This is a genomic window from Enterobacter sp. BNK-13 (assembly GCF_048685015.1).
GTDB classification, from domain to species: domain Bacteria; phylum Pseudomonadota; class Gammaproteobacteria; order Enterobacterales; family Enterobacteriaceae; genus Enterobacter; species Enterobacter quasiroggenkampii.
Map to the genome: position 1 here is coordinate 715,232 of NZ_JBLQTP010000001.1, position 19,795 is coordinate 735,026.

21 protein-coding genes are annotated in these 19,795 nt (G+C 57.7%); 7 read left to right on the forward strand and 14 right to left on the reverse strand.

The genetic code is table 11. From position 1 onward, the window contains the following. Positions 1 to 83: 83 nt before the first annotated feature. The 3 genes from ACMGGQ_RS03330 to tesA are packed head-to-tail and all read right to left on the reverse strand — an operon-like array spanning position 84 to position 2,419. Positions 84 to 938 carry a co-chaperone YbbN gene (locus ACMGGQ_RS03330; RefSeq protein ID WP_048030131.1) on the reverse strand — a complete coding sequence of 285 codons (855 nt, stop codon included), beginning with the start codon at positions 936 to 938 and terminating at the stop codon, positions 84 to 86. 58 nt (positions 939 to 996) lie between these two features. Continuing rightward, complete coding sequence (locus ACMGGQ_RS03335) at positions 997 to 1,767, reverse strand: SDR family oxidoreductase (RefSeq protein WP_023617270.1); 771 nt, start codon at positions 1,765 to 1,767, stop codon at positions 997 to 999. Between the two features lie 28 nt (positions 1,768 to 1,795). Further along, a complete protein-coding gene (gene tesA / locus ACMGGQ_RS03340; protein ID WP_028015818.1) occupies positions 1,796 to 2,419 on the reverse strand; it encodes a multifunctional acyl-CoA thioesterase I/protease I/lysophospholipase L1 in 624 nt (207 codons plus the stop codon). On the opposite strand from tesA, the gene ybbA reads away from it, so the two are divergent. The 3 genes from ybbA to ACMGGQ_RS03355 all read left to right on the forward strand — a co-directional run bounded on the left by ybbA (position 2,390) and on the right by ACMGGQ_RS03355 (position 6,816). Continuing rightward, the gene (ybbA, locus tag ACMGGQ_RS03345) at positions 2,390 to 3,076 is read left to right on the forward strand and encodes a putative ABC transporter ATP-binding protein YbbA (RefSeq protein WP_008499319.1); all 687 of its coding nucleotides are present in this window, start codon (positions 2,390 to 2,392) and stop codon (positions 3,074 to 3,076) included. The genes tesA and ybbA overlap by 30 nt on opposite strands. After that, positions 3,073 to 5,487, forward strand: coding sequence for a putative ABC transporter permease subunit YbbP (ybbP, locus tag ACMGGQ_RS03350; RefSeq protein WP_420289579.1), 2,415 nt, complete (start codon positions 3,073 to 3,075; stop codon positions 5,485 to 5,487). Before ybbA ends, ybbP begins: the two co-directional genes overlap by 4 nt. Positions 5,488 to 5,670: 183 nt before the next feature. Further along, positions 5,671 to 6,816, forward strand: a complete 1,146-nt coding sequence (locus tag ACMGGQ_RS03355) for a porin (RefSeq protein WP_048030137.1) — start codon at positions 5,671 to 5,673, stop codon at positions 6,814 to 6,816. Positions 6,817 to 6,906: 90 nt separating this feature from the next. On the opposite strand, the gene mnmH is transcribed toward ACMGGQ_RS03355, so the two are convergent. The 6 genes from mnmH to ppiB form a co-directional block, all read right to left on the reverse strand. Continuing rightward, positions 6,907 to 7,977 (reverse strand): tRNA 2-selenouridine(34) synthase MnmH, encoded by a 1,071-nt coding sequence (mnmH, locus tag ACMGGQ_RS03360; RefSeq protein ID WP_420289580.1) that lies wholly within the window; start codon positions 7,975 to 7,977, stop codon positions 6,907 to 6,909. A gap of 85 nt (positions 7,978 to 8,062) precedes the next feature. Beyond that, the gene (purK, locus tag ACMGGQ_RS03365) at positions 8,063 to 9,130 is read right to left on the reverse strand and encodes a 5-(carboxyamino)imidazole ribonucleotide synthase (protein WP_111967319.1); all 1,068 of its coding nucleotides are present in this window, start codon (positions 9,128 to 9,130) and stop codon (positions 8,063 to 8,065) included. After that, positions 9,127 to 9,636 (reverse strand): 5-(carboxyamino)imidazole ribonucleotide mutase, encoded by a 510-nt coding sequence (gene purE / locus ACMGGQ_RS03370; protein ID WP_023616863.1) that lies wholly within the window; start codon positions 9,634 to 9,636, stop codon positions 9,127 to 9,129. The genes purK and purE overlap by 4 nt, the downstream gene beginning before the upstream one ends. Before the next feature lie 171 nt (positions 9,637 to 9,807). After that, positions 9,808 to 10,017 carry a YdgH/BhsA/McbA-like domain containing protein gene (locus ACMGGQ_RS03375; protein ID WP_008499325.1) on the reverse strand — a complete coding sequence of 70 codons (210 nt, stop codon included), beginning with the start codon at positions 10,015 to 10,017 and terminating at the stop codon, positions 9,808 to 9,810. Between the two features lie 137 nt (positions 10,018 to 10,154). Beyond that, on the reverse strand, positions 10,155 to 10,877 hold the full coding sequence (gene lpxH, locus ACMGGQ_RS03380; protein ID WP_262822756.1) for a UDP-2,3-diacylglucosamine diphosphatase: 723 nt from the start codon (positions 10,875 to 10,877) through the stop codon (positions 10,155 to 10,157). 3 nt (positions 10,878 to 10,880) lie between these two features. Then, entirely contained in the window at positions 10,881 to 11,375 is a 495-nt protein-coding gene (ppiB, locus tag ACMGGQ_RS03385; protein WP_008499327.1) for a peptidylprolyl isomerase B, read from the reverse strand. A 174-nt stretch (positions 11,376 to 11,549) separates the two neighbouring features. Here ppiB and cysS point away from each other — a divergent pair, with 174 nt between their 5' ends. Then, positions 11,550 to 12,935, forward strand: coding sequence for a cysteine--tRNA ligase (gene cysS, locus ACMGGQ_RS03390; protein ID WP_048225958.1), 1,386 nt, complete (start codon positions 11,550 to 11,552; stop codon positions 12,933 to 12,935). An 85-nt stretch (positions 12,936 to 13,020) separates the two neighbouring features. On the opposite strand, the gene ACMGGQ_RS03395 is transcribed toward cysS, so the two are convergent. From ACMGGQ_RS03395 to folD, 5 genes are all read right to left on the reverse strand, one after another. Next, positions 13,021 to 13,542: a metal-dependent hydrolase gene (locus ACMGGQ_RS03395; protein ID WP_420289581.1), complete on the reverse strand. Its 522-nt coding sequence runs from the start codon at positions 13,540 to 13,542 to the stop codon at positions 13,021 to 13,023. Between the two features lie 73 nt (positions 13,543 to 13,615). Then, positions 13,616 to 14,632, reverse strand: coding sequence for a Mal regulon transcriptional regulator MalI (gene malI / locus ACMGGQ_RS03400; protein WP_420289582.1), 1,017 nt, complete (start codon positions 14,630 to 14,632; stop codon positions 13,616 to 13,618). Between the two features lie 83 nt (positions 14,633 to 14,715). After that, positions 14,716 to 16,215 (reverse strand): PTS transporter subunit EIIC, encoded by a 1,500-nt coding sequence (locus ACMGGQ_RS03405; protein WP_045909726.1) that lies wholly within the window; start codon positions 16,213 to 16,215, stop codon positions 14,716 to 14,718. 285 nt (positions 16,216 to 16,500) lie between these two features. After that, positions 16,501 to 16,713, reverse strand: a complete 213-nt coding sequence (gene ybcJ / locus ACMGGQ_RS03410) for a ribosome-associated protein YbcJ (RefSeq protein WP_028012224.1) — start codon at positions 16,711 to 16,713, stop codon at positions 16,501 to 16,503. 1 nt (position 16,714) lies between these two features. After that, positions 16,715 to 17,581 (reverse strand): bifunctional methylenetetrahydrofolate dehydrogenase/methenyltetrahydrofolate cyclohydrolase FolD, encoded by an 867-nt coding sequence (gene folD / locus ACMGGQ_RS03415; RefSeq protein WP_420289583.1) that lies wholly within the window; start codon positions 17,579 to 17,581, stop codon positions 16,715 to 16,717. 309 nt (positions 17,582 to 17,890) lie between these two features. Between folD and fimA the strand changes: the two genes are divergently transcribed. The 3 genes from fimA to fimC all read left to right on the forward strand — a co-directional run bounded on the left by fimA (position 17,891) and on the right by fimC (position 19,795). After that, complete coding sequence (gene fimA / locus ACMGGQ_RS03420; RefSeq protein ID WP_008499333.1) at positions 17,891 to 18,454, forward strand: type 1 fimbrial major subunit FimA; 564 nt, start codon at positions 17,891 to 17,893, stop codon at positions 18,452 to 18,454. A gap of 68 nt (positions 18,455 to 18,522) precedes the next feature. After that, positions 18,523 to 19,068 (forward strand): type 1 fimbrial protein subunit FimI, encoded by a 546-nt coding sequence (fimI, locus tag ACMGGQ_RS03425; protein WP_023310642.1) that lies wholly within the window; start codon positions 18,523 to 18,525, stop codon positions 19,066 to 19,068. Positions 19,069 to 19,102: 34 nt separating this feature from the next. Beyond that, positions 19,103 to 19,795: a type 1 fimbria chaperone FimC gene (gene fimC / locus ACMGGQ_RS03430; RefSeq protein ID WP_045335419.1), complete on the forward strand. Its 693-nt coding sequence runs from the start codon at positions 19,103 to 19,105 to the stop codon at positions 19,793 to 19,795.

A 19,795-nucleotide genomic window follows, 5' to 3' on the forward strand; every position in this document is an offset into this window, starting at 1 on the left:
GCCGGGCGGCACTGCGTTTGCCCGGCCTACGATTCGTGCTTTTGTAGGCCCGGTAAGGCGAAGCCGTCACCGGGCAAAGTGCATCAATACAACAACGCGTAAAGCTGACGGCGATATTTCGACGCCAGCGCGTCTCCGGTGCCCAGTGCGGCCAGGATCTCCTGGAACATCTTGCGCGCCTGACCGTCTGCGGCGGCTAAATCTTTTTGCAGATGGCTGAAGAGCAGCTCAAGCGCCTCTTCGTTACGCCCAACCTGATGCAGCTGCAGCGCCAGCTGGCTTGCCAGCGCGGCGTCCGCCGGGTTGTCGGCAACCTGCTGCTGCAGCTGCTGAATTTCCGGGGTATCCGCCGCCTGCTTAAGCAGCTCAATTTGTGCAACCAGCCCCTGGTAGCGGGTGTCCTGATCCTGCAGCGGAACCGTCTTGAGTACGGCTTCTGCGTCTTCTGAGCGGTGCAGGGCGATCTGCGTTTCCGCCAGCAGCAGGCCAATCTGACTGTTCTGTTTTGACAGCTGCCACGCCTCTTTGAGCAGCGGCAGCGCCTCGTCGTATTTGCCTTCCTGCATCAGCGCCATGCCTTCCTGCGCTTTCAGCTCTTCTTCGCGCGGCAGCACCTTATCCAGCAGGGCGCGGATAGCGTCTTCCGGCTGTGGCCCCTGGAAGCCATCAACAGGCTGGCCGTTCTGGAACAGATAGACGGTAGGAATGGCGCGCAGACCAAACTGAGACGCGACCATCGGCTCGGCGTCACAATCCAGCTTCGCGAGAATGAACTGACCGTTGTACTGGGCGGCAAGGCTTTCCAGCACCGGCGTCAGTTGCAGACAGTGTTGGCTACGTTCAGACCAGAAGTAGAACAGGACCGGTTTGGTCATCGACTGTTCAAGCGTCTGTTGCAGGTTAGCTTCTGTGATATTGACGATATTCTGTACGGACATGCGGCTTTCTCTTTTGTCGGTTTGTTCTTTACATGGGGATGCGCGTCGGCGCTTCAACTCAACCGTGTAAAATTTTGTCCATTATCCGGCCCGGCAGCAGGCGTTTTAACCAGCCGACGGCATGGGTGACCAGCGTCACCGGATAGCGCATTTTGGGATGTTCACTCTCAAAAGCATGACGCACTTTGGCTACCACCGCCTCTGGCCCGAGGGTAAAACGTGCGGCGATGCCGGGGTTCTCGACCGGTTTATCCGCCTGCGTCTGGTTAACGTTTTCGGTAAAGCGGGTGCGGATCGGGCCGGGTTCAATCAGGCTGACCTTAATGCCGCTGTGGCGTAACTCCATACGCAGGGCGTCGGACCAGGCCTCCAGCGCATATTTGCTGGCGGCGTAGGCGCCGCGGCCCGGGGTGGAAATCAGCCCCATCACCGACGACGTCATCACGATGCGCCCTTCACCGTGCGGCAGCATCGCGGGGAGCAGACGCATGGTGAGCTGATGCACGCCGAAGAAGTTGGTCGAAAACTGCTTCTCCAGCGTTTCGCGGGAGAGGGTGTCCAGCGGGCCATACACGCCGTAGCCGGCATTATTAAACAGGCCGTACAGACGATTACCGGTCAGTGCGATCACCTCGTCCGCGGCGCGCTCAACGCTCTCCGGCGAGTCCATATCCAGCAGCACGCCGGTAAAGCCCAGACCGTTCATGCGTTCGACATCGTCGGGTTTGCGGCAGGCCGCCAGAACCCGAAACCCCTGGCGCTTCAATTCGAGCGCGCTTTCCAGGCCGATTCCGCTGGAACATCCTGTAATTAAGACCGATTTTTGCATAACTTTACCTGTCAGGATCTCCGCTTAATCAGGAGTCATGTTTAACTAAAGGAGCCAGCCGCGTTGCCATCCAGTCGGCAATAAACGGCTGCGCATCGCGATTGGGGTGGATCCCGTCGTCTTGCATCCACTGGGGTTTGAGATAGACCTCTTCCATGAAAAATGGCAGCAGCGGAATATCAAACTCTTTGGCAAGCTTGGGGTAGATCGCGCTAAAGGCCTCATTATACCGACGACCGTAGTTGGCGGGCAGGCGAATTTGCATCAGCAGCGGCTGGGCGTTTGCCGCCCTGATGTCCTGCAAAATGGTGCGCAGCGTATTCTCCGTTTGCTGAGGCTGGAAACCGCGCAGGCCATCATTACCGCCAAGCTCAACCAGCACCCACCGTGGCTGATGCTGTTTGAGCAGCGCAGGCAGGCGCGACAGCCCCTGCTGCGAGGTGTCGCCGCTAATGCTGGCGTTGATTACAGCCGTTTTGCTCTGCCATTTGTCATTAAGCAGGGCGGGCCAGGCCGCGCTGGCCGCCATACGATAGCCTGCGCTCAGGCTGTCGCCGAGAACCAGTAACGTGTCCGCTGCCGCCGCGCGGAAAGTCATCAGAATCAAAAACAGGAAGGGCAAATGCCAGCGGAAAACAGTGTTGAAGTTCATCATCTTAAGAAGTCCGTCGGTCAGGGGGAGCACGAGCTTTCCATCCTTACCGGAGTTGAACTCGTTGTCAAACGCGCTGAAACCATTGCGCTGATTGGCGAATCCGGTTCCGGTAAGTCCACGCTGCTGGCGATTTTAGCCGGTCTGGACGACGGCAGCAGCGGTGAGGTCCACCTTGTCGGGCAGCCGCTGCATCAGCTTGATGAAGAGGCGCGGGCCGCGCTGCGCGCGCGTCACGTTGGTTTTGTCTTTCAGTCCTTTATGCTGATCCCGACCCTGAACGCGCTGGAAAACGTCGAGCTCCCGGCGCTGCTGCGCGGTGAAAACAGCCGTGAAAGCCGCGCTCACGCGAAGGCGCTGCTGGAACAGCTCGGTCTGGGGAAACGTCTCGACCATCTTCCCGCCCAGCTTTCCGGCGGTGAGCAGCAGCGCGTGGCGCTGGCCCGCGCGTTTAACGGCCGCCCTGAGGTGCTGTTTGCCGATGAGCCTACCGGCAACCTTGACCGTAAAACCGGAGACCGGATTGCCGACCTGCTGTTTTCGCTCAACCGCGAGCACGGCACTACGCTTATCCTCGTGACCCACGATCCGCAGCTCGCCGCGCGCTGCGACCGTCGCCTGCGGCTGGTGAACGGCGTTCTGCAGGAGGAAGCATGATTACCCGCTGGTTCTGGCGCGAGTGGCGCTCGCCCTCGCTGCTGATTGTCTGGCTGGCGCTCAGCCTGGCGGTGGCCTGCGTGCTGGCGCTCGGCAGCGTCAGCGACCGCATGGAAAAAGGGCTCAGCCAGCAGAGCCGGGAGTTTATGGCGGGGGACAGGGCGCTGGAAAGCTCCCGCCCCGTGCCGCCGGGCTGGATTGACGCAGCGCGTAAAGAAGGGCTGAAGGTGGGGGAGCAGCTCACCTTCCAGACCATGACCTTCGCGGGCGACACGCCGCAGCTGGCGAGCGTCAAGGCCGTCGATAATATCTACCCGATGTACGGTGACTTGCAGACCCGCCCGCCGGGATTAAAGCCGACGCCCGGTACGGTGCTGCTGGCATCGCGTCTGATGGCGCTGCTGAACCTGAAACCCGGCGACAGTATCGACGTCGGTGACGCTACCCTCAGGATTGCCGGGGAAGTGGTGCAGGAGCCCGACGGCGGATTTAACCCGTTCCAGCTTGCGCCGCGTCTGCTGATGAACACCGCGGATGTCGCGGCCACCCATGCGGTACAGCCGGGCAGCCGCGTTACCTGGCGTTATAAATTTGGCGGCACGCCCGCCCAGCTTGACGCGTATGAAAAATGGCTTCTGCCGCAGCTCAAACCGGAACATCGCTGGTACGGGCTGGAGCAGGACGAGGGGGCGCTCGGTAAATCTCTGGAGCGCTCTCAGCAGTTCCTGCTGCTGTCGGCCCTGTTGACCCTGCTGCTGGCGGTGGCGGCGGTGGCCGTGGCGATGGGGCACTACTGCCGCAGCCGCTACGACCTGGTGGCGATCCTCAAAACCCTCGGGGCGGGCCGGGCGCAGCTGCGCAAGCTGATCGTCGGCCAGTGGCTGATGCTGCTGGTCCTGTCGGCGCTGACCGGCGGAATAATGGGGCTGCTGTTTGAAAAACTGCTGATGGTGATGCTAAAACCGGTGCTCCCGGCCGCATTGCCGCCGGCCAGCCTCTGGCCGTGGCTATGGGCGATGGGCACGATGACGGTGATCTCGGTGCTGGTGGGGCTCCGGCCTTACCGCCTGCTGCTCGCCACGCAGCCGCTGCGCGTGCTTCGCAACGATGTGGTGGCGAACGTCTGGCCGCTGAAGTTCTACCTTCCGGTGATTATTGCGGTGGCGGTGGGGCTGCTGGCGTGGCTGATGGGCGGCAGCACGCTGCTGTGGGCGGTGCTGGCCGGGGCGGTTGTGCTGGCGCTGCTGTGCGGCGTGCTGGGCTGGATACTGCTTAACCTCCTGAAAAGGGTGACGGTAAAATCCCTGCCCGTGCGCCTGGCGGTCAACCGTCTGCTGCACCAGCCCTGGTCTACGCTCAGCCAGCTGTCGGCGTTCTCGCTGTCGTTTATGCTGCTGGCGCTGCTGCTGGTGCTGCGCGGCGATCTGCTCGATCGCTGGCAGCAGCAGCTTCCGCCGGAAAGCCCGAACTATTTCCTGATCAATATCGCCCCTGAGCAGGTTACGCCGCTGAAGGGCTTCCTGGCGGAGCATCACATCATCCCTGAGTCGTTCTATCCCATCGTTCGCGCGCGTCTGACGCAGATCAACGGGCAGCCAACGGAGGGGAACAAGGACGAGTCGCTTAACCGTGAGCTGAACCTCACCTGGCAGGAGAAACGCCCTGACCACAACCCGATAACCGCCGGCACCTGGCCGCCGAAAGCGGGAGAAGTGTCGATGGAGGAGGGGCTGGCGACGCGCCTGAACGTGAAGCTGGGAGACAGCGTCACCTTCACAGGGGATACCCAGGATTTCACCGCGAAAGTGACCAGCCTGCGTAAAGTGGACTGGGAAAGCCTGCGGCCCAACTTCTTCTTTATCTTCCCGCCGGGGGCGCTGGACGGGCAGCCCCAGAGCTGGCTGACCAGCTTCCGCTGGGAAAATGGCAACGGCATGCTGACCCAGCTTAACCGGGAGTTTCCGACGGTCAGCCTGCTGGATATTGGGGCGATCCTGAAGCAGGTGGGGCAGGTGCTGGAGCAGGTGAGCCGCGCGCTGGAGGTGATGGTGGTGCTGGTGACGATCTGCGGCGTGCTGTTGCTGCTGGCCCAGGTGCAGGTGGGCATGCGCCAGCGCCATCAGGAGCTGGTGGTATACCGCACGCTGGGGGCCGGTAAGCGGCTGCTGCGAATGACGCTCTGGAGCGAGTTTGCGCTGCTGGGGCTGGTGGCCGGTCTGGTGGCCGCCATTGGCGCAGAGACGGCGCTGGCGGTGCTGCAGACAAAGGTCTTCGACTTCCCGTGGGAGCCTGACTGGCGTCTTTGGTTGATCCTGCCTCTGTGCGGCGCTGCGCTACTTTCTCTCTGCGGAGGCTGGCTTGGCACGCGGCTGTTAAAGGGCAAAGCCCTGTTCCGTCAGTTTGCGAGTTGATTTAGTATGGTGATAATTACGCACCGGATTTTTATGCCGGTGCGTAGTGTTTAAATAGCACAAAGTGATAATACCCACTCATTTAGTAGCACAAAACATTAAAAACCCAACCACACAGCCCGATTATTTCCAGTTAATATTCACCCGCTAAATATTTAGCAGCGTGTCTATTAAGGAAAAATAATGACTATAAAAAAATCAGCGCTGGCGGCAACGATCGGCGCGGCAGTGGCATTAACGACCTTCGCTTCTCAGGCGGAAATCACCGTTCTTAAGCAGGATCCTCAGGCGGGTAATCCGCTGAGCCGCCTGAACTTCACCGTTGGCGGCAGTATTCGTCCTCAGTTCCAGAACATGACCGGCGACGACGGTAAAAACAGCTACAAGCGTAACGGCTTTGACGGCGGCACCCGTTTCCGTTTCGCTGCAGATTACTACCTGTTTGATGACATCAGCTGGATCAGCTACTACGAGCTGGGTGTGAACATTCCTGCGCAGTTTAACTGGGATCACCACTACGCCGAAGGCGCACACGACACCACGCGTCGTATGCTCTACACCGGTCTGAAGAGCGACACCTGGGGTACGCTGACCTTCGGTCAACAGAACAGCGTTTACTATGATGTGGTGGGCGCGAAAACCGATATCTGGGACTACGACATGATCGCTCAGGCGCCAGGTAACGGGATCAACGGCGACTACGACGGTTCTTACCGTTCACGCCAGATGCTGAAATATAAGAAAACCGTGGGCGATGCTGATATTTATGCATCCTACCTGTTTGAAGACAGTGAATACCTGCCGGGCAACGGCCTGCGCTACAAGCGTAAAGGCGGCGGTTCACTGGGCCTGGATTACCACCTGACTACCGACCTGACCTGGGGCGCCGCGTGGAACTACACCCGCGCCGACATGCGTAACCCGGACAACGGCGACAGCAAAACCTACGACCAGAACATTCTCGGTACCGCGCTGAGCTGGACCCCGGACAACTGGACCTTCTCCGCAGGCGGCGGCTGGTACCAGAACTTCCTGACCACCAAAAAAGTGTCTGTTAACGATTACTTTGCGGGCGACGCGTGGGGTATTGAGTACTTCGCAGGTTATAAATTCCCAATCGGTCAGTACGCGGTTAAATCCATCCAGCCTTACTTCATGGGTGACCGCATTGAGTACGTGAACGGCCGTAACTACCAGCGCATCGACAACGGCGTGGGTATCAGCTTCCAGCTGGATTACGGTTTCCGCGTGGATTACGAACACGTGTTCACTTCCAGCACCGACAACCTGGGCGACATGAACCTGGTGCGTCTGCGTTACGACTTCTAAGCCGTCTGTTCCCCGGTGGCGCTGCGCTTACCGGGGCTACAACAGTACGCGTAGGCCGGGTAAGGCGTAGCCGCCACCCGGCTTTATTTTTCAGCGATCAAGCCACTCAGCAATTTCTTCGTACGTCCCGCGATAGACAATCTTCTCCGCTTTTTTCTCCAGCTGATAGCCGTACATCGGGTCGTAATAGTCGTTCAGGAGCGGTACAAGCCAGCTGAAGTGCGCGTCCGTGCGGCCAGATCGTTGCTGTTCCAAAAGCGCGGAATCTAACAGCGCGGTAAATTCCGCAAAGCGCTGCAGCCCCAGGCGGCGACGAATGGCGAACAGGCCGTGATGCAGGTACTCGCTGTATTCTTTCCAGCCTGCTTCCTCGCCGTAGGCAGCAGAAAAATCCGCCCACATATGGTCGAAATACTCTTCGCGCAGGCGCTCAAGACGGATCTCAAACGGATCCTCTACCACCACGATAGGGGCTTCAACCATGCGGTCGCGCAGGCAGGCTGGCAGGTGGTTGGAGCCAATCATCCGACCTTCATCTTCCAGCACCCAGCGCGCGGAATCTTTTTTCAATAGCTCAACCGCAAGGTGATTTTCAAAGCTGGCCTGGGAAAGCTGCGGCGTCAGCGTGCGACCAAACGATGAACCGCGATGGTGCGCCAGTCCTTCCAGATCGATACCCTGTGCATGCTGCTTCACCAGCAGGGTTTTACCGTTCCCGGTACAGCCGCCAATAAGCACCATCGGCTTTTGCGACTGCTCAATGGTCACCTGAATTGCCGTCTGGCGCAGGGCCTTATAGCCACCGCGGATTAGCGGGTAGTCGATACCCGCCTCTTTCAGCCAGGCCTGCGAGATATGCGAGCGCTGGCCGCCGCGCGCGCAGCAGAGAAAGCCCTCAGGATGGGCAAGGCTGGCCTCGCGCCAGGCGTTGATGCGGGCCTCACGCGTGTCGCCGCTCACCAGGCGATGGCCGAGCGCCAGCGCGGCGTCCGGTCCCTGACGTTTATAACAGGTGCCGACGGCGGCGCGCTCGTCATCATTCATTAAAGGCAGGTTGACTGCCGCTGGCATCGCGCCCTGGGCAAATTCGATCGGCGCGCGAACGTCGATTAAAGGGGTATCGGACGCGAGGATCGCGCGATAGTCCGTTCCATCGTTCATGGTTATTCCAGAAGAAAGCTAAGCAGCAATGGGCGGGAATTGTACGCCGGGGAAAGAGGAGGTCAACTCCCCGGCGGAGGGATAACTATTTAAGCTTTGACTGTGCCCAGACAATACCGCTCGCGTATTCCGGCGGCAGGAGCGGGATCATGGCTTCCAGCGTGGCGCTCAGACGGCCCGTGTCGCTGTCGTTGAGGTTCAGGTGGCCAACCTTACGACCCGGACGAACCTCTTTGTCATACCAGTGCAGATGCACCAGCGGCAGCTTCAGCCAGTCGTAGTTCAGATCGGTTCCGATCAGGTTGATCATCACCGACGGGCTGTTCACCACCGGCTGCGGCAGCGGCAGGTCGGTAATTGCGCGCAGGTGCAGCTCGAACTGGCTGATGGAGGCGCCGTTTTGCGTCCAGTGGCCGCTGTTATGCACGCGCGGTGCCAGCTCGTTGATCAGCAGACCAGACGGGGTGATAAAGCACTCCATCGCCATCACACCCACGTACCCGAGCTCGTGCATGATGGCAGAGAGCATCTCTTCCGCCTGCGCCTGGTGGTCAGCATTGGCCTGCGGGAAGGCCACGCTGGTGCGCAGAATGCCGTCCTGATGGAGGTTATGCGTCAGCGGATAAAACACGGTGTGCCCGTCATGTCCACGCGCGCCAACCAGCGACACTTCACCGCTAAAGTTAATGCCCTGCTCAACAATGCACTCGCCGTAGCAATCATCCGGCAGCTCGGCGGTGTCGCCTGCGCGCAGGCGCCACTGGCCGCGGCCGTCGTAGCCACCCACGCGGCGCTTCACGATCGCCAGCTCGCCCAGCATGGCGAAGACGTCGTTCCACTCGTTTTTATCAGACAGGAGTTGCCACGGTGCGGTTGCGAGGCCCAGCTTGTCGAAAAGCTGCTTTTGCGTCAGACGGTCGGCAATGATCGGGAACACGTCGCGGTTAACGAAGGCGTTATGACGCGCCAGCTCGCGGGTCAGGGCGGTCTCCGGCCAGCGTTCGATCTCAGCGGTAATGACGCTCTGGTGGAACGGTACCGCTTCCGGCTCGGCGTCCAGGCCGACGGGCCAGACGGAAATCGCCAGCGGTTCGCCAGCCTGACGCAGCATGCGGCCTAGCTGGCCGTTACCGAGAACGCAAACCTGCTTCATGCGGCACCCCGCGGGTCTGGATTGTCCAGCACCTCGTCGGTCTGGGCTTTACGCCACGCCGCCAGACGCTGATGTAAGTCTTTATCGTGCGTCGCCAGGATCTGCGCGGCCAGCAGGGCGGCATTGGCGGCACCCGCTTTACCAATCGCCAGCGTGCCGACGGGAATGCCACGCGGCATCTGGACGATGGAGTAGAGGCTATCCACACCGCTTAACGCGGCGCTTTGTACCGGGACGCCCAGCACCGGCACCAGGGTTTTGGCGGCAATCATGCCCGGCAGATGTGCTGCGCCGCCCGCACCGGCAATGATCACCTCATAACCGTTCTCTTCGGCGCTTTCGGCGAAGCTGAACAGTTTGTCCGGTGTACGGTGCGCGGAGACCACTTCAACGTGGTGCGGAACATTCAGGATGTCAAAGATTTCGGCGGCGAACTGCATGGTAGCCCAGTCGCTTTTGGACCCCATCACGATGGCGACACGCGCCGGATTATTGCGGGAAGACATGCGTCTTAAAACTCCTGTGGTGCGAAACACACTGCTTTCGAGGGCACAGAGAATAGCATGTTATACGGGCAAGGAAAACGGTTGCGCGGTTAAATCTTGAGCCGTTGTTGCCATCAATTCATAACAAAACAGACCGCATTCTGGCGGTCTGTTTTTGTCGAAGGGCAATCATTATTTCGTCAGTTCTGCGGTCATATAGACGCGGTTGTCGACCTTCGCGCTGGTGATTTTGTAAGACGCGCCCTGTTCAGCAGCCTGTGCAGCGATTTTCGCTTCTGCGCGGTCAAGGGTAGAGGCGGTTGCACTCACGCTCTGCGCGAAAGAACCGAAAGAAACCAGGGAGAGAGCTGCAACTGCAACGAAAGTTTTGATGGATTTCATGGTCGTATTCCTTAAGTGTTTTGTCTGGGGTAGGGCGTGTTGCCCTGATGTGATAAATAATAGGCCGACCACGGGCTGATTAAAATCGAAACAATTTGCCGTTATTATTCAAAAAAATAGAATGATATGAAGAGGGGTTAAAACGGAAACGCGATCAGCTCCACACCCTCAGGCGTGATTTTGACCATAGAGCCTTCGGTGTGCCAGGCACCTAATACCACGCGATGGGCTGGTTCGTCGTTGGCGATAAGTGAATGCACATCAGGACGATGGGTATGACCGTGGATGAGCCACTGAACGTCATGCTTTTCCATCACCCGCACGACCGCCTGTGGATTAACGTCCATGATGGTCATGGATTTGCTGCTGTTGGCGGCTTTACTGCCTGCGCGCATTCTGGCGGCGATGCGGTTGCGGATAAAGAGCGGCAGGGCAAGGAACACCTTCTGGATCCACGGGGTGTGGACTTTGGCGCGAAACGCCAGGTAGCCGGTATCGTCGGTGCAGAGCGTGTCGCCGTGCATGATCAGCACCTTGCGGCCGTAGAGGTTGAGCACCTGTTCTTCCGGCAGCAGCGTCATGCCGCTTTCACGGGCGTAGCGCTTGCCGATCAGGAAATCACGGTTGCCGTGAATGAAGTAGCAGGGGACGCCGGAATCCACCAGCGCGTGAATGGCGGCGGCCATTTCACGGTGCAGCGGGTTAGGATCATCGTCGCCAATCCAGGCTTCAAAGAGGTCGCCCAGGATGTACAGCGCATCGGCGCTTTTCGCTTCACCGCGTAAAAAACGCAGAAAACCGGCGGTTATCGCCGGTTCTTCTGTTTGCAGATGAAGATCCGCAATAAAGAGTGTCGCCACCAATTACTCGCTGACGGTCACGCTTGTAATCACAACGTCTTCTTTTGGAACGTCCTGGTGCATACCGCTGCGGCCAGTAGAGACGGCTTTGATCTTGTCAACCACGTCCATACCTTCAACCACTTCTGCGAATACGCAGTAGCCCCAACCCTGCAGGCTTTCGCCGGAGAAGTTCAGGAAGTCGTTGTCCGCCACGTTAATGAAGAACTGTGCAGTAGCAGAGTGAGGCGCCTGAGTACGTGCCATCGCCAGCGTGCCACGGGTGTTTTTCAGGCCGTTGTTCGCTTCGTTCTTGATCGGCTCTTTAGTGGCTTTCTGGTTCATGCCAGGTTCGAAACCGCCGCCCTGGATCATAAAACCATTGATCACGCGGTGGAAAATGGTGTTGTTGTAGAAACCTTCGCGGCAGTAGTCCAGGAAGTTTTTAACTGTTTCAGGCGCTTTGTCATCAAAGGTTTTGATTACGATATCGCCATGATTAGTGTGGAAAGTAACCATTTTTGCATCCTGTTCCGTTATTGTGGTACGTCGACCCGCCTTCGGGTCATCTATAGGGGCTTGTTATAGCATAACCACAGGATGCGATCACCTTGCATTGTGTGCTGCTTCGGGTTTGAATTAAGGGTAGAATAGCCGGTTTTCAACCACACACGTGTTTACATGGAATCTTCGATGTTAAAAATCTTTAATACAATGACGCGCCAAAAAGAGGAATTTAAACCTATCCATGCCGGGGAAGTCGGCATGTACGTGTGTGGTATTACGGTTTACGATCTCTGTCACATTGGCCATGGCCGTACCTTTGTCGCCTTCGACGTGGTGTCACGCTACCTGCGTTTTCTGGGGTACAACCTGAAATACGTGCGCAACATCACCGACATCGACGATAAGATCATCAAGCGCGCGAATGAAAATGGCGAAAGCTTTGTCGCGCTGGTGGATCGCATGATCGCTGAGATGCACAAAGACTTCGACGCCCTGAATATTCTGCGTCCGGACAGCGAGCCGCGCGCGACCCACCATATTCACGAAATCATCGAGATCACCGAAAAGCTGATCGCCCGCGGTCATGCATATGTTGCCGACAACGGCGATGTGATGTTCTCCGTGCCGACGGACCCAACCTACGGTGCGCTTTCCCGTCAGGATCTGGATCAGCTCCAGGCCGGCGCCCGCGTTGACGTGGTTGACGTGAAGCGTAACCCGATGGACTTCGTGCTGTGGAAGATGTCCAAAGAGGGTGAGCCAAGCTGGCCATCCCCGTGGGGCGAAGGCCGTCCGGGCTGGCACATTGAATGTTCTGCGATGAACTGCAAGCAGCTGGGCAAACACTTCGACATTCACGGCGGCGGCTCAGACCTGATGTTCCCGCACCACGAAAACGAAATCGCGCAGTCCACCTGCGCCCACGGCGGCGAGTACGTGAATTACTGGATGCACTCCGGGATGGTAATGGTTGACCGCGAGAAGATGTCGAAATCGCTGGGTAACTTCTTTACCGTGCGCGATGTGTTGAAATACTACGACGCGGAAACCGTGCGCTACTTCCTGATGTCCGGCCACTATCGCAGCCAGCTGAACTACAGCGAAGAGAACCTGAAACAGGCGCGCTCGGCGCTGGAGCGTCTCTACACCGCGCTGCGCGGTACCGACAGGTCTGTTCCGGCGGCAGGCGGCGAAGCGTTCGAAGCGCGCTTTATTGAGGTGATGAACGACGACTTCAACACCCCGGAAGCCTACTCCGTACTGTTCGACATGGCGCGCGAAGTGAACCGCCTGAAGTCAGAAGATATGGCCGCGGCGAATGCGCTGGCGTCCCATCTGCGTAAGCTCTCTGCCGTGCTTGGCCTGCTGGAGCAGGAGCCGGACGCGTTCCTGCAGAGCGGTGCGCAGGCGGACGACGGTGAAGTGGCGGAAATTGAAGCGTTGATCAAGGCGCGTCTGGAAGCGCGTCAGGCGAAGGACTGGGCTGCGGCAGATGCGGCGCGTAACCGTCTGACCGAGATGGGCATCATCCTGGAAGACGGCCCGCAGGGCACCACCTGGCGCCGTAAGTAAGTCTGTAACGCCCGGTGGCGCTCACGCTTGCCGGGCCTACAGGCAAAAGTAGGCCGGGTAAGGCGCAGCCGCCACCCGGCTTTTTTTACCTTCTTTTCCACCACAACATTCCCATCAGCACGACCCCCGGCAGCCACACCCACAGCAGTTCTGAAATAATCACCTGATGCCCGTACGGCGTGGTATAGCGTGAGAGCGCAAACGGCGCGACCTTAATCACCTGCCACGGCGCAAAGAAGCGTTCATCAGACCACGGCCACAGCCAGCCGACGCCTTTCCCGCCTGTGGTAATCGAATCCAGCAGGCTGTGCGACAGCAGTGACACGGTTAAAAACAGCCAGCACCGCGTCAGGCTGGCCCTGAACCATCGTCGTCCAGTCAGTATGCAAATTATCGGCACCACGAAGGCAAACAGCAGGGAGTGGGTAAAGCCGCGATGGCCGAAAACGTTGCCATACGCGACGCCGAACTTAAACGCCAGCACGTCGGCGTCCGGCAGCATGGCGAGAACAATCCCGGCAAACAGCAGACGGGGTGGGATAACTTTTGTCCCCAGGCCTAAGCCCAGGCAAAGCGGAACAGCAGCGTGTGTAATGACGGTAGGCATTGTGATTATCCATGGCAAATCATGGAAATATAGCAGTCATTCCGCGCTAAAAAACCTGTGCGAAATTCTGATTTTACGCCGACTCGCGTGCGATAAGCTGCCCGGAAAGCGTAATGCGCTGGGTTTGCAGTGCCGGCTCCTTCAGCGTGCGAATAATCAGCCCGGCCGCCTGACGCCCCGTCTCTTCGCTGGCGGACGAAACGTAGGTAAACGAGGGTGAGGTGAGGTTAACGTGGAGCATATCTTCGAAACCGACCAGGGCGACCTGCTGCGTCAGAAACACATCTTTACCCACCGTACGCCCGACCTGATGAATACCGGAGATGGAGCCGATCATGGCATCCGGCGAGTGGCAGAGCAGGGCGGTGATGGTATTGTTTTTTTCCAGCAGCTGGCGGGTCGCGAAACCCGCTGCCAGCGTGTCATCGCTGCAGGCCGGAGAGTATTCATCGCGCCAGACCAGCCCGTTTTGCGCCATCGCGCTGCGAAAACCGAGCAGGCGCTGTTCGCGGATAAGGCAGCCTTCGCGTCCGCCAATGTAGGCGATATTACGATGACCGCGCTCGATAAGATAACGCACCGCCAGACTGGCCGCCTGTCGGTTATCGCGCATCACCAGATTGCATTTTTCATCCAGCAGCGACTGCGAGACCACCACCAGCGGCAGCGGGCAGTGGCGAATCTTTTCCGGGAGGGTGGCGGTGCGGGTATCCGAGGCCAGATAGATCACCCCTGCAACGCCCTGCTGCTTAAACGACAGCAGGCAGCTCTCAAGATGGTCATGGTCGTTCTGGGGCTGACCGAGAAAAACCATATACCCCTGTTTTTCAAGATCCTGAACGATGCTCGCCATCACCTTGATGGAGAAACTGTCGCTAAAGTCACGGAGGATCAGGCCAATCAGGTTGGAGGTATTGGCGCGAAGGTTGGCAGCGGCAACGTTATGAACATAGCCCAGGGTATTGATGGCAGCGTTGACCTTCTCGATCGTTGCCTCTGAGATTTTCCCTTTCTGGCGCAGCACCAGCGAGACGGTGGAAACCGACACGCCCGCGTGCTTCGCGACATCAATAATGCTGACTTTCTTCAAAACCGCTCCCTGAAATTTACCGATTATCAGCCAGATAAAACACGTCTCCCAGCGTACAGGAGACGTGTCGTTCAGGCATCTTATTATTTGCCGATCATGGTGGACATGGTCTGGGCGATAAACTGTGCTCTGGCACCGAAAATCACCTGAATACCGTTGTCGCCGACAAACACTACGCCGCGCGCGCCGAGTCCGTTCAGGCCGTCTTTATCCACCGCCTCGCTTTTTGTCACTTCCAGGCGAAGACGAGTGATACAGGCGCCGACGGAGTCGATGTTATGCGCGCCACCCAGCAGGGTGATGATCTCGGTCGCGAGCTCGGAATCCGATTTCTCATCCGCGTTGGCGGTTACTTCGGTGCGGCCCGGCGTTTTCACGTCGAAACGACGGATCACAAAGCGGAACGTGAAGTAATAAATCAGGCCCATTGGAATGCCGATGATAATGGCGCTCAGGAAGTGGGTCTGGTAGCCGTTAAACGACGGCAGGATCCCGAATGACAGATAGTCGATAAAGCCTGCAGAGAACGACTTGGCGATATGCGCATGCAGCAGGTACATGGTCATGTAGGCCAGGCCCGCCATGATGGCGTTAAAGACGTACAGAATCGGTGCCACGAAGATAAAGGTAAACTCAACCGGTTCGGTGATCCCCGTCAGGAAGCAGGTGAGCGCCGCAGAGAACAGAATACCGGCCGCGATTTTTTTATTCTTCGTATGGGCTTCGTGATACATCGCCAGGCACGCCGCAGGCAGCGCGAACAGCATCAGCGGGAATTCACCCTGCATGAACTTGCCGGCGTTCTGGTAGGTGTCGCTGCTGAAGGATTTCACCCCTTCTTCCAGCATCTTGAACCAGATGGTCTGGTCGCCGTGGATCACCTGGCCTGCCTGGGTGGTGTAATCCCCAAACGAATACCAGAACGACGGATACCAGATATGGTGCAGACCGAGCGGGATCAGGGCGCGTTCCACCAGACCGAAGATAAAGGTCGAGGCCGCCTGATTATCGCCGTTAACGACCACGGAGAGGGCGTCGATACCGGCCTGGATATGCTGCCAGACATACGGCAGCAGCAGCCCCATCAGGAACGAGAGGAACGCCGTTGCAATCGCCACGAAGCGCTTGCCGGAGAAGAAGCCCAGGAATTCCGGAAGCTGCATGGTGTGGAAGCGGTTGTAGCACCAGGCCGCGAGAATACCGCAGATCAGGCCGCCAAAGACGCCCATCTGCAGCGTCGGAATGCCCACTACCATGGCGTATTTCCCGCCCTGGGAGGCCATTTCCGGCGTGATGCTCAGCACGGTGCTGATGGTGATATTGGTGACAAACACCGAGACCGCCGCGGACAGCGCGGCAATACCGGATTCTGACGCCAGGCCCACGGCAGAGCCAATGGCAAACAGCATCGGCAGGTTATCAAAAATAACCCCGCCCGCGTTCATCATCAGCGGCAGATGGAACTTATCGCCAAAGGCCAGCAGCAGGCCCGCAGCGGGAAGCAGTGAAATTGGCAGCATTAAGGCGCGACCAATCATCGATAACTTAGACAGCGATTTAACAAACCCTGATATCAGACTCATGCTGATTTCCCCCGAGTAGCGCTTTTTTTGGCGCTGTTATTGTAAGTAGAACGTTTTAGTAGAACGTTCTACTTATCGTGCGCAAAGAGTGAAAAACGCGCAACTGAATTCTTACTTTTCAACAGATGAAATAGTGATTATTTGAAGTGGATCGATAAATAACCGTGATGGGTGTGAGGGGATGATGAGAGACATTGCCGGGTGGCGGCTTCGCCTTACCCGGCCTGGATACGGCGTTCGGACTGTTCCCTCTCCCCGTTGGGGAGAGGATTAGGGTGAGGGGGCTCAGGCCGTAACGGTTACGCTCTGGCCTTCAAAGCTCACGGTCTGGCCCGCAACAATCTTGCAGCGCTTGCGGGTTTCCACCACGCCGTCGACTTTTACCTGCCCGTCGGCGATGACGATTTTCGCCTGCGCGCCGCTTTCGCTCCAGCCTTCCAGCTTGAGCAGATCGCACAGCTCAACGTGCGGGTGTTTGCCTAATGAAAATGTGGCCATCTTACGCGTCCTCTACGTCGTGATATTCTTCGCATGCCTGCAGGGTATTCTGAATCAGCGTCGCGACGGTCATTGGGCCTACGCCGCCCGGTACTGGGGTAATGTAAGAGGCACGCGCGGCGGCATCTTCATACACCACGTCGCCGACCACTTTGCCGTTTTCCAGACGGTTAATCCCGACGTCCACGACAATCGCACCCTCTTTAATCCACTCGCCTGGAATAAAGCCCGGCTTACCGACCGCGACGATCAGCAGATCGGCGTTCTCAACGTGGTGGCGCAGGTTTTTGGTGAAGCGGTGGGTAACGGTGGTGGTGCAGCCGGCCAGCAGCAGCTCCATGCTCATCGGACGGCCCACGATGTTGGACGCGCCAATGACCACGGCGTTCAGGCCGTAAGTATCGATGTTATAACGCTCCAGCAGCGTCACAATACCGCGCGGCGTGCACGGACGCAGACGCGGCGCGCGCTGGCACAGGCGGCCCACGTTGTACGGATGGAAACCGTCCACGTCTTTATCCGGTGTGATACGCTCCAGCACCTTCACGTTGTCGATACCGGCGGGCAGCGGCAGCTGAACCAGAATACCGTCGATCTCTTTATCGGCATTCAGAGTGTCAATAAGTTCCAGCAGTTCTGCTTCGCTGGTGGTTTCCGGCAAATCGTAAGAGCGGGAGACGAAGCCGACCTCTTCACACGCTTTGCGCTTGCTGCCGACATAAATCTGCGATGCCGGGTTACTGCCAACCAGCACAACGGCCAGCCCGGGGGCGCGTTTTCCGGCCGCTTTACGCGCCTTCACTTTTTCCGCGACCTCAGAGCGCACCTGCTGCGCAATCGTTTTACCGTCAATAATCTTTGCTGCCATCAGAGAGAAGATTCCGTCTGTAACGTTCGAAAGGGGGGATGCGTGTATTTTGTCAGAAGCGAGCCTCGCTGTCAGTCACCCTTTGCGCGTTTTTATCAGCAAGCCGCAAAAACCCTTCTTAAGGGATGGTCAATTTCTTAGGCGGGATTAGGATGTGACCTGGCGAAATGGCAGCGTTTTGACATATTTAAAAATCGCCTCCTGAGCTACTTTGTCTCCTCCGAAATAAGCTTTCAATTTATCAATTGAACGTATTTCTTATTCCCGATTATTCGCGGGAAGGGTTATTTACATTTTAAAGGAATAGACATGAAACTCAGCAACATTGCTTCTACTGTTATTGCAACTTTGGCCCTGGTTGCGGGTGCCGCAAATGCAGCAGATCCTGCTGCCCCGGTTTCCGTAAATGGCGGTACCGTACATTTTAAAGGTGAGCTGGTTAATGCGGCTTGTTCAGTCAATACTGATTCTTCCGAGCAGACCGTTAATCTGGGTCAGTATCGTACCGCGAAATTCACCAAAGTGGGCGACACCACCTCTAATATTCCGTTCAACATTGAACTGAACGATTGCGATCCGCTGGTCGCCAAAACCGCAGCCGTTGCGTTCACCGGTCAGATCGACCCAACCGATAAAACCCTGCTGGCCGTCACCTCTGGCAGCAACGACAACACCGCGAAAGGCGTGGGTATCGAGATCCTCGACAGCAAATCCAGCGTTCTGACCCCAGACGGTGCGACCTTCTCTGCTGCGCAGACGCTGATCGAAGGGACAAACACCCTGAAGTTCACCGCGCGTTATAAATCAACGGCTGCGACTACCGAGCCAGGCCAGGCGAACGCTGACGCCACCTTCGTAATGAAATACGAATAATTCCTCCGCACAGGGATGTTCAGGCCTCAGGGACGAGGCCCGTCATACGCTATTGCCAGGAACGAAGGATGACAAGGACAGGAACACTACTGCTGTTAACCCTTGCGATGGCTTGCCCGGCATCGGCGCATACCGTGGTGATCGAAGGCGGCAAGGTTCATCTCCGGGGTGAACTGGTGAACGGCGGCTGCGCCGTGGCGCCCGACAGTCAGAACATGCGCATCGATATGGGGCAGTACCGAACCAACTCATTTTCCGGCGTGGGCAGTTTTTCCACGGTGAATGTGCCGTTCACCGTGCGGCTGCTGGACTGCAGCGTTGATGTTTCGCGCACCGTGGGGATCCAGTTTCAGGGCGTCACACCCGCAGAGGATCCGCAGGTCTTTCTGGCGACATCGCGGCCAGGTGAAACGCCTGTCAGCAGCGGCGTCGGGCTGGCGCTCTTTGACGAACAGCAACGTCAGATTATCCCGAATGCCACGGCCGTCAGCTGGCTGCCGATCGATACCCGCGAGCTGGCGTTCCATTTTAGCGCCCGCTATCGGGCTATTTCCGAACACCTCGAGCCAGGCAAAATTCAGTCGGATGTCTGGTTTACGTTGATTTATCCATAACACCTGCGAACACATTATTAAAGGTACGGTTGTGATGAATACCCTAATTAAACCAGGACTTTTTTTATCGTTTATTTTAATGATGGTTTCTGCATGCGCGAATGCATCCGGCGGTATTGCGCTGGGAGCCACCCGCGTTATTTATCCCGCAGAGGCGAAGCAAACGTCGCTGGCAATCACCAACAGCAATAAACAGGAACGCTATTTAATTAACGCGTGGATTGAAAATGCAAACGGGCAAAAAGAAAAAACGTTTGCCGTCACGCCGCCCCTGTTTGTTAGCGAGCCGGACAGTGAAAACACGCTGCGCATTATTTACGCCGGGCCTGCGCTGCCTGCCGACCGTGAATCGCTGTTTTACATGAACGTGAAAGCGATCCCGTCAGTGAACAAAGCCAAAACGGAAAACAATAACGTGCTGCAGCTGGCTATCCTCTCGCGCATCAAGCTGTTTGTGCGCCCGAACAACCTGGCGATGCAGCCGGAAGAGGCGCTTTCCCAGCTGCGGTTTGAGCGCGCCGGCAACCATCTCAAAGTCAGCAACGCGTCTCCGTATTACATCACCCTCGTCAATCTGAAGCTGGGCGGGAAGACGCTGGATAACCTGATGGTTGCGCCGAAAAGCGCGGCACAGCAGGTGCTGCCAGCCGGTGCCGGCGGCACGCTCTCCTGGCAGAGCGTGAATGACTACGGTGCCATCACGCCGGCGCGTAGCGTCAACCTGTGA